Source organism: Secundilactobacillus oryzae JCM 18671, from assembly GCF_000740055.1.
GTDB lineage: Bacteria > Bacillota > Bacilli > Lactobacillales > Lactobacillaceae > Secundilactobacillus > Secundilactobacillus oryzae.
Map to the genome: position 1 here is coordinate 1 of NZ_BBJM01000049.1, position 9,189 is coordinate 9,189.

The 9,189-nt window shown below is 35.6% G+C and carries 10 protein-coding genes and 2 pseudogenes; 7 read left to right on the plus strand and 5 right to left on the minus strand.

Annotated elements, in window-relative coordinates:
• The coding region (locus LOSG293_RS09155; protein WP_034529636.1) for a TetM/TetW/TetO/TetS family tetracycline resistance ribosomal protection protein at positions 1-1,144 on the plus strand (1,144 nt) is incomplete at its 5' end.
• A 76-nt stretch (positions 1,145-1,220) separates the two neighbouring features.
• Here the strand turns inward: LOSG293_RS09155 and LOSG293_RS09160 are convergent.
• The 5 genes and pseudogenes from LOSG293_RS09160 to LOSG293_RS09185 all read right to left on the minus strand — a co-directional run.
• A pseudogene (locus tag LOSG293_RS09160) lies at positions 1,221-1,310 on the minus strand (IS30 family transposase); the annotation flags it as partial.
• 213 nt (positions 1,311-1,523) lie between these two features.
• Complete coding sequence (locus LOSG293_RS09170) at positions 1,524-2,042, minus strand: helix-turn-helix domain-containing protein (RefSeq protein ID WP_001748066.1); 519 nt, start codon at positions 2,040-2,042, stop codon at positions 1,524-1,526.
• Positions 2,035-2,970 carry a replication initiation protein gene (locus LOSG293_RS09175; protein WP_001748065.1) on the minus strand — a complete coding sequence of 312 codons (936 nt, stop codon included), beginning with the start codon at positions 2,968-2,970 and terminating at the stop codon, positions 2,035-2,037. The genes LOSG293_RS09170 and LOSG293_RS09175 overlap by 8 nt, the downstream gene beginning before the upstream one ends.
• 719 nt (positions 2,971-3,689) lie before the next feature.
• Positions 3,690-3,902, minus strand: a complete 213-nt coding sequence (locus LOSG293_RS09180) for a hypothetical protein (protein WP_001748064.1) — start codon at positions 3,900-3,902, stop codon at positions 3,690-3,692.
• A gap of 418 nt (positions 3,903-4,320) precedes the next feature.
• A complete protein-coding gene (locus tag LOSG293_RS09185; RefSeq protein WP_001748063.1) occupies positions 4,321-4,908 on the minus strand; it encodes a site-specific integrase in 588 nt (195 codons plus the stop codon).
• A gap of 78 nt (positions 4,909-4,986) precedes the next feature.
• Here LOSG293_RS09185 and LOSG293_RS09190 point away from each other — a divergent pair, with 78 nt between their 5' ends.
• The 6 genes and pseudogenes from LOSG293_RS09190 to LOSG293_RS09220 all read left to right on the plus strand — a co-directional run.
• Positions 4,987-5,250, plus strand: a complete 264-nt coding sequence (locus LOSG293_RS09190; RefSeq protein WP_001748062.1) for a type II toxin-antitoxin system PrlF family antitoxin — start codon at positions 4,987-4,989, stop codon at positions 5,248-5,250.
• Positions 5,250-5,597, plus strand: a complete 348-nt coding sequence (locus tag LOSG293_RS09195) for a type II toxin-antitoxin system PemK/MazF family toxin (protein ID WP_001748061.1) — start codon at positions 5,250-5,252, stop codon at positions 5,595-5,597. The genes LOSG293_RS09190 and LOSG293_RS09195 overlap by 1 nt, the downstream gene beginning before the upstream one ends.
• 360 nt (positions 5,598-5,957) lie before the next feature.
• Positions 5,958-6,971 carry a glycoside hydrolase family 25 domain-containing protein gene (locus LOSG293_RS09200; protein ID WP_011117013.1) on the plus strand — a complete coding sequence of 338 codons (1,014 nt, stop codon included), beginning with the start codon at positions 5,958-5,960 and terminating at the stop codon, positions 6,969-6,971.
• A 28-nt stretch (positions 6,972-6,999) separates the two neighbouring features.
• Entirely contained in the window at positions 7,000-7,848 is an 849-nt protein-coding gene (locus tag LOSG293_RS09205) for a conjugal transfer protein (RefSeq protein WP_004256734.1), read from the plus strand.
• 313 nt (positions 7,849-8,161) lie between these two features.
• Positions 8,162-8,209 (plus strand): annotated as a pseudogene (locus tag LOSG293_RS10355) (hypothetical protein); the annotation flags it as partial.
• Between the two features lie 15 nt (positions 8,210-8,224).
• On the plus strand, positions 8,225-9,189 hold a 965-nt coding region (locus tag LOSG293_RS09220; protein WP_034529647.1), incomplete at its 3' end, for a GTP-binding protein.

The window sequence follows — 9,189 nt, forward strand, 5'->3', positions numbered from 1 at the left end:
AAAAAAAAGACAACGTCTTGCATATATACGCCTTTATAGTGGAGTACTACATTTACGAGATTCGGTTAGAGTATCAGAAAAAGAAAAAATAAAAGTTACAGAAATGTATACTTCAATAAATGGTGAATTATGTAAGATTGATAGAGCTTATTCTGGAGAAATTGTTATTTTGCAAAATGAGTTTTTGAAGTTAAATAGTGTTCTTGGAGATACAAAACTATTGCCACAGAGAAAAAAGATTGAAAATCCGCACCCTCTACTACAAACAACTGTTGAACCGAGTAAACCTGAACAGAGAGAAATGTTGCTTGATGCCCTTTTGGAAATCTCAGATAGTGATCCGCTTCTACGATATTACGTGGATTCTACGACACATGAAATTATACTTTCTTTCTTAGGGAAAGTACAAATGGAAGTGATTAGTGCACTGTTGCAAGAAAAGTATCATGTGGAGATAGAACTAAAAGAGCCTACAGTCATTTATATGGAGAGACCGTTAAAAAATGCAGAATATACCATTCACATCGAAGTGCCGCCAAATCCTTTCTGGGCTTCCATTGGTTTATCTGTATCACCGCTTCCGTTGGGAAGTGGAATGCAGTATGAGAGCTCGGTTTCTCTTGGATACTTAAATCAATCATTTCAAAATGCAGTTATGGAAGGGATACGCTATGGTTGCGAACAAGGATTATATGGTTGGAATGTGACGGATTGTAAAATCTGTTTTAAGTACGGTTTATACTATAGCCCTGTTAGTACTCCAGCAGATTTTCGGATGCTTACTCCTATTGTACTGGAGCAAGCCTTTAGAAAAGCTGGAACAGAATTGTTAGAGCCATATCTTAGTTTTAAAGTTTATGCACCACAGGAATATCTTTCACGGGCATATAACGATGCTCCCAAATATTGTGCAAATATCGTAAATACTCAACTGAAAAATAATGAGGTCATTATTATTGGAGAAATTCCTGCTCGATGTATTCAAGATTATCGCAATGATTTAACTTTTTTTACAAATGGGCTTAGTGTTTGTTTAGCAGAGCTAAAAGGATATCAGGTTACCACTGGCGAACCTGTTTGCCAGACCCGTCGTCTAAATAGTCGGATAGATAAAGTAAGATATATGTTCAATAAAATAACTTAGTGCGTTTTATGTTGTTATATAAATATGGTTTCTTATTAAATAAGATGAAATATTCTTTAATATGGTAGATTGTAAAATTAATCCGAACGCCCATTTGGATATTGGACAGCCCTAGTTCACAAAAGGTTTCGATTTTAATTCGTTCGGAATAGGTTATACTAGACAAAAGATCAGCTCCTAAAAGATGGGTTTGTGGTAAACACCATTTTAAAGGAAGCTGATCTTTTTTGTCCGAACAGCGTTCGGATTAATTTTACAATCTACCCACCAGAATAATCTGTGGGACAGTCCCAGCCCTCACCCTTTAGCTTGGCAGCTACAGATTGTTCAAATTTATCTTCCGCTATTTAACTAGTCTTCTTTTCTTTTTTAGTTGTAACTATTTACCAAAACGCCACCACTTTTTAGGTTTAGGTTGTGACTCCGGGGTGCTATTTTCAGGTTCCGGTTGTTTGTCTGACGTCACTTCTTTTTCACTATTATCATGCGGTGCCATCGTTAAGGCTTTCAAGTCCTTAATTTCTGCCTTGTATTCTTCGAGCAGTTGTTTGTCCTGTAAGGCCAATCTTTGTTGCTGATCTAGTAACTTATGTAACTCTTTCTTTTCAGATTGAAATTCTGATACTAAATTTCGAAGGAATTTCACTTCATCTTGTCCATCAACCGCATCTTTTTTGTTGTCGTCAACATCATCTTTTTGTTGACGGTATCTTGTTGATGAATCGTTTGAGAACATTGCTTTAATAGCTTTTTGCCCATCAACATCAACGTAAACAGTATTGCCTTTTGTTGATGTAAATTGACGTAAATCGATTGACGCATCTCTTTTTATCTTTTGCCATATAGCCTGCTTTGAAACGCCCAATTCATCAGCAAGTTCTCTAATAGTTTTAGGCATGATTTCCAAACCCCTTTCGGAGTTCAGCAAGTGCTTCTTGTCTTGCTTGATCTCTTATTTTTTTATCGTGCTCGGCCTGTTTATCAGCCAATGCTTGTTTCTCAGTAGAGCCTAAAGTTAACCCCTTAACCTTGTCAATGGCGCGCCATTTTTCCTGCTCTGTTAATTCACCATTATGCTGAATATTAAAAAGCTTTTGACGCTCATCTTGTAATTGGCCTTGTGAGAAATCATTGGCATCTTTCTTTTCTGGTTTCCAGGTAAACGAATAGCCAATAACTGGTTTCCCACGCCCTTTACCATATTTTTTTCTAACCGTTAATCCTCTAAACAAAGGAGTTAATTCTTCTTTAATGGGTTTTATAACAAATTTATCGACGTTAGAGGGACTATTCCAGTAACTTTTGGGCATATCTAGTAATTCAAAAAAGTCTTCTTTAGAAAAATAAGCATATCCAGTGGTTCTGAACTGTTTTAGTAACCGAAACATTGTTTTTGCGTAACTACTTTTTAAATCTCTAAACTCTGCCAACGCATAACGAACCCAACTTTCAAGCTTGTTTAAAAGGGGTAAAGCACGTTCATAAACTTTTACGTCTACATAAGGTTCTTCTGCATCTCCATCAATTTTAAATTCTGTAAACAAAACAAAAAACTCTCGAGTTAATCCACTTTTACTTCGTCTACCAAAATGTAATCCCATCATTTTTTCATAAGTTCTCTGAATGTCATCTTCAAAACGGTTATTTGCAGTAGGTTTATAAGCACTTAGCTCTTTTAATTGATCAAAAGTAAAACGAATGGTCTGATCACTCTTATCACGCATACGAGAAATAATCGAAAAAAATAAATTCATTTCAACTGGAGTAAATTTTCGAAGTGGAATGGTATTTAACTCTGGATCATATTTAATAATTTCATTTCCCATGCTGTACCTCCTAATGATTACAAATTAATTTTAGATTATGTTTATCAAGTAGTCAACTTTATAGTTCTACTTGATAAACAGACAAAACCTACTTGATAAACAGACAAAACCTACTTGATAAACAGACAAAACCTACTTGATAAACAGACAAAACCTACTTGATAAACTTCTATAAGCCTTGGGAGAGTAAGGTTCAAGAGGGGTCTAAAAGAGGTTTAAAAGAGGTTTATAAAAGAGGTATATAAGAGGCACCACTGTACGAGATCAAGACCTAAAATCAAAAACACAAAGGAGTGAGCCAAAAACCGGCTCACATTAAACTCCATTCGCTACGCTCTTTGCGCCTCACTTCGTTCGTTGCCTAAAAAGGTGTGGCAAGCCACATTTATACGGGCGCTGACGCCCCGCACCCCGTCAAGCTGAACCAGCTTGACCGTTTTTTCACTCGCCGTTAGGCAGGAAAGCAAAGTTTTATAGAAACTTTGGCTTTCGCCAATTCAGTGTTAAGACTGGTTTAGAGCTGTCAATTCCTTATGCTCCCACGCTTTGCTCGTCCGCTACCATTGACAGCAAACAGTTAGCTTTTCTAAAACATAATAAGAATTTAACTGCTATGTCCCTTTTAAGGCCTTTATTTTCAATTCTCAGCAGTTTTAAGCATATTTACATATAATTTATGCCAAAACAAAATAAAAAGCCCTCAGTGAGCTTTTAGAGGGCTAAATTACAAATCCTGGTCGATTAATAATATCTTCTTGTCTTTTTTGCAAAATGTAAGTGTACAAGGAATTATACAAATTCTGTTTGATCTCATCAGGTTCATGAACAAAAGCTTCAAACAATTCTTGAATATCAACTTGCCAAGGATCAGCAAGCATTTCATCAATTGGCTTTAATACTTTTTTTTCGTCCATCTGAGTTACTCCTAACATTAGCTAATTATTTCAGGTTTAAATTAAAGGCATCTTTTTATAGTTAGTTATTCAAAGATGGTAATTAAGTTTAGAAAGAAAAACGGTGTAAAGCAATTAAAAAGATTTGTTTGAGCGCAGCGAAATCTAATACAACTTTTTTTAGTATAAGCACAATCAACTTTAGTTGTTGTGTGTAAGTGCGCATTGAACTAAAAAACAACCTTTATTTCAATGATCAAGTTAGCTATTTTTTAGCGTCATTAAACGGAATGAAATGAGTTTAATGCGCACTTACACATAGAAAATCTATGTGAGTCCGCAAACTGAGCAAATCTCGGTCAAGGCGCACTTACACTCCACCAAAATTTAGTAGAGGTTTTGTGCTTAAAATCTGTCTCAGAAGTTGCCTTCGGCAACAACTAAAAAATAACCAATTCTAACCAAAATCAATTTGGTCTAACATAGTTTCGGTACTTGCTTGGTCCAAGCCTAAATAAGCTAAAGTCATCGCTTCACTTGAATGATTTAATAAGTACATAACCAAACCAATATTATAATTAGATTGCGTATAAACTCGATAAGCTCCAGTCTTGCGCATCGTATGGGTACCAAGGTAATTAATACTTAAAAGATCGCCAACTTTGCTCATGATTTTGTAGAACTGTTTTTCTGTGATATGTCGTTCGGGGTGTTGAATGGAAGGAAAGAGCCATTCAGATTGTAACTGATTATCAAGCAGCCATTGACGATACAACAAAAGGTCTGTTTGAACCGGTTTAAGATACAAGGTATTAGGTTTACCAGTTTTTTTATCATGAATAAACGCATTTTGTTTAATGGAACCGTTCGGATTAAAAATATTGGTCTGTTTTAAGCACATAACGTCACTGACTCTTAGTAGCGTAGCTTTACCAACTTGAAAAATTGTATAGTTACGACGGCCAGCTTTAAAATTATTGAGTAACGTATCTTGAACTTCTTTGAGAACATTTGAATCTTTGATGGGTAGGACAACTTGTTGCATAGTCTTTTCTCCTTTTCTTGAGATATTAAAGCAGTTATGTTATTATTTTTTGTAAGGAAAAAGTAAGGAGATGATATTGTGAGTGCAGGTAATGTAACTAAGGTTAGCTCAAAGATCACAAGTAAAAATCAGATTACAATTCCTAAAACAGTACGTGAACTGTTAAAGGTTCGGTCTACTGATACAATTGAATGGCAGATTGAACCAAATGGTAAAGTAATGATTGTTCGTAGTAAACCGGATCTATGGCAACTTGTTGATGAACAAGAAAAAAAGTTTGGAAATCTCAGTACAACAGAAGTTGATTGGGGTAAAGATGTGGAAAGCGAAGACTTTGATTAATGAAATTAAAACAAGGCGCTATTTTATGGATTAATTTAGATCCGGCTAAAGGCACTGAAACTAAGAAAAAGCGACCGTGTTTAGTTGTAAGCAACGATCACTATAATCGCTATTTTAATACGGTGCTAGTTGTGCCAATCAGTACCTCTGACAAATATCGTACCCAAGAAAAGTATGCTAAATCGCCGTTATTTATCAGGATAGATAACGGGAAAATTCACGGGACAGCGTTATTGCAACATGTCCGTGCTGTCGATCCAACAAAACGATCAGATGGCGAAGTTGTGTCCACTTTATCTCGGCAAGAAATTAGTTCAATTAGTACAAAGGTCCAACAATTTTTCTAAAAAGCAGATGTTATTTATTGATAAAAACAAAGAATAACCCCCAATATCTACATTATAGATATTGGGGGTTATTTTAACAATGTTTTCAAGGGGCTATTTGGTAAAAATGGGCCCTTAAAAATATATAGCTTACTTGATCTTCCCATTTTCCTGGAAGATCTTTTTTGTTCGAAAATAATCCGACAAAAATTTGTTTTCTTGTTTTTCTGTGCTAAAATTAAGCCGTCTACTCGAACGTGTGTTCGAATATTGAGCAAATAATTTTTAAGGAGGTTGAATCAGAAACTGCTTACTCATTTGATAGCTTGTTCGTTGTAGGCGCTTATGGTTGCTAAACAACACAGAAAGGACGATTTATGTATGGATGAAATGGTAAAAGAAACACAAGTCTGGCTCAACAAAACTTACGGTAAAGTTTCTGGCTTTGGTAAAGTACCCGAGGACGGTAATACTGGTTGGAACACAGTTTATGGGTTAACTAGAGCCCTGCAACACGAATTAGGTATCACAGATCTAGTTGATAATTTTGGCCCTTCAACTGCCGCTAAATGGGATACTCAATTTGCTAATAAAGTTAAAACTGGCTTTAAGCACAATGTTGTTAAAATAATCCAAGGTGGCTTTTGGTGTAAGGGTATCAACCCTGAAGACTTTACCGGAGAATTTACTACTAACACGGCTGCTGCTGTCGTTGAATTAAAAAAAGACGCCGGTATCAAAGACACCAGCGCCAATGTAAACTCGGATATTATGAAAGCCTTGTTGACAATGAGCGCGTTTGTTTTAGTTCCTGGTGGGGACGCTAAAATCCGTTCAATGCAACAACAGCTTAATCATGATTATCAAGCTTACACTGGTATTTTACCATGTGATGGAATTTATCAAAGGGATACGAACACTGCTTTGATTTATGCTTTGCAGTCAGTGGAAGGTATGGATACTGGAACTGCTAATGGTTATTATGGTCCTGGTACGATCAATAAAACACCAACTGTTAATTCTGGCGCAACTGGGGCAATCGTTAAAATTATTCAATATGGTCTTTACGTTAATGGTTTCTATTCAGGCGCCTTCAATGGCCAATTTACACAAAATGTTGCCGACGGTATAGTTTCCTTTAGAAAATTCATGAAGTTGCCTCCTTATACTTCAACTGCTGACCTAACTGTGATCAAAGGCTTATTAACTAGTAATGGTAACACTAACCGATCTTCAGATGGTGTCGACATGGCTACTCAAATCACATCAGCTGCTACGGCTAAATCACTGAAAGCAGCTGGCTATAACATTATCGGCCGTTATTTGACAGGAAGCGTCGGGACTGGTGCTGATAAACGAGCGAAAAGAAAAGAAGGAGAAACCAAAGAAATCTAAAAAACCGAGCAAGCAAAGAAAAGTTCCGATGATTAAAGTTGGCACGCATAAGAAATTAACCTTTGTTTTATGGGTTTTATTGATTGGTAGTGTCGGATTTGGAATCTATAAAAATTTTACTGCCATTGACACTCATACTGTCCGTGAAACAGAAATCATTAAACAGCAGATTGTCGATACCAACCAAGTAGAAAGTTTTGTGAAATCCTTTGCGAAAGACTACTTTTCGTGGCAACAATCCCAAGAAGCCATTGATAAACGAAATGAGAAATTGACCCATTATTTGACGGAAGAATTGCAGGTATTAAATGAAGAAATGATTCGTAAGGATATTCCTACTAGTTCTAGTGTGAACGATATACAGGTGTGGCAGGTTTCTCAAGTGAATGAGAACACCTTTGAGGTACTGTTTTCTGTTGAACAAGTTATTACCGAAGACAAAGACAAGGAAACTATATCGTCTAGCTTTCATGTGGTTGTCCATATAGATGAATCAGATAATATGGTTATTATCAAAAATCCGACAATGAGTAAGAAACCTCAAAAATCGGACTACCAACCCAAACAGCTAGAAAGTGACCATACAGTAGATACAGAAACGATGGACGAAATCATTAGCTTTTTAGAAACGTTCTTCCAGCTCTATCCTACCGCCACAGAAAAAGAATTGACTTACTATGTAAGTAATCATGTGTTACCTATGATTAACAAGGAATATGTTTTCGAGGAATTGGTGAATCCTATCTTTACCAGAAAAGATAACCAAGTAATCGTGAATGTCGCTGTGAAATATTTAGATCAAGAAACAAAGGCAACCCAAATCTCGCAATTTGAGTTGATATTAGAAAAACAAGATAATTGGAAGATTGTAAAATAACAAATATTGGTACATGATTACAGATACTTTGTAATCATGTACTCTTTTTGATAAAAAATTGGAGATTCCTTTACAAATATGCTCTTACGTGCTATTATTTAAGTGACTATTTAAAAGGAGTTAATAAATATGCGGCAAGGTATTCTTAAATAAACTGTCAATTTGATAGCGGGAACAAATAATTAGATGTCCTTTTTTAGGAGGGCTTAGTTTTTTGTACCCAGTTTAAGAATACCTTTATCATGTGATTCTAAAGTATCCAGAGAATATCTGTATGCTTTGTATACCTATGGTTATGCATAAAAATCCCAGTGATAAAAGTATTTATCACTGGGATTTTTATGCCCTTTTGGGTTTTTGAATGGAGGAAAATCACATGAAAATTATTAATATTGGAGTTTTAGCTCATGTTGATGCAGGAAAAACTACCTTAACAGAAAGCTTATTATATAACAGTGGAGCGATTACAGAATTAGGAAGCGTGGACAAAGGTACAACGAGGACGGATAATACGCTTTTAGAACGTCAGAGAGGAATTACAATTCAGACAGGAATAACCTCTTTTCAGTGGGAAAATACGAAGGTGAACATCATAGACACGCCAGGACATATGGATTTCTTAGCAGAAGTATATCGTTCATTATCAGTTTTAGATGGGGCAATTCTACTGATTTCTGCAAAAGATGGCGTACAAGCACAAACTCGTATATTATTTCATGCACTTAGGAAAATGGGGATTCCCACAATCTTTTTTATCAATAAGATTGACCAAAATGGAATTGATTTATCAACGGTTTATCAGGATATTAAAGAGAAACTTTCTGCCGAAATTGTAATCAAACAGAAGGTAGAACTGTATCCTAATATGTGTGTGACGAACTTTACCGAATCTGAACAATGGGATACGGTAATAGAGGGAAACGATGACCTTTTAGAGAAATATATGTCCGGTAAATCATTAGAAGCATTGGAACTCGAACAAGAGGAAAGCATAAGATTTCAGAATTGTTCTCTGTTCCCTCTTTATCATGGAAGTGCAAAAAGTAATATAGGGATTGATAACCTTATAGAAGTTATTACTAATAAATTTTATTCATCAACACATCGAGGTCCGTCTGAACTTTGCGGAAATGTTTTCAAAATTGAATATACAAAAAAAAGACAACGTCTTGCATATATACGCCTTTATAGTGGAGTACTACATTTACGAGATTCGGTTAGAGTATCAGAAAAAGAAAAAATAAAAGTTACAGAAATGTATACTTCAATAAATGGTGAATTATGTAAGATTGATAGAGCTTATTCTGGAGAAATTGTTATTTTGCAAAATGAGTTTTTGAA